This window comes from Aquirufa beregesia (genome assembly GCF_011090385.1).
In the GTDB taxonomy this organism is placed as follows: domain Bacteria; phylum Bacteroidota; class Bacteroidia; order Cytophagales; family Spirosomataceae; genus Aquirufa; species Aquirufa beregesia.
The window spans coordinates 1-305 of the sequence record NZ_SEWW01000045.1; the positions used below are offsets into that span (position 1 = coordinate 1).

The following is a 305-nucleotide window of genomic DNA, read 5'->3' on the forward strand; positions in this document are numbered from 1 at the left end:
CCGGATTCACCGTGATACTGGAACTTGTTACTGCAGTTCCTGTCGCTGGGGTAAAGGTAAATGTTCCTGTACCTGAGGTTCCTGTGAAGGTCAAACCTAAGCTAGTTAAGTTCGCTACTCCGCTAGTAAAGTCGCCTGCTTGATTCAGTATATTATTTCCTCCCGATCCTAATCCACTAATGCTTCCTGTTAGGCTTGTACTTACTGTAATATTATTCGCGTTCGCATTAAAGCTAGTTACCGTGTTTCCATAAGCATCTTGGGCCGTTAAGGTATTGGTTCCTGTAAAGGCTGTGCCATTCACT

Annotated in this window: 1 protein-coding gene; it reads right to left on the reverse strand. The window is 44.3% G+C overall.

Annotated features, from left to right (window positions below; genetic code table 11):
* Window positions 1-305, reverse strand: a 305-nt coding sequence (locus tag EWU23_RS13815) for a hypothetical protein (protein ID WP_205753199.1), incomplete at both ends; no start/stop codon positions are given.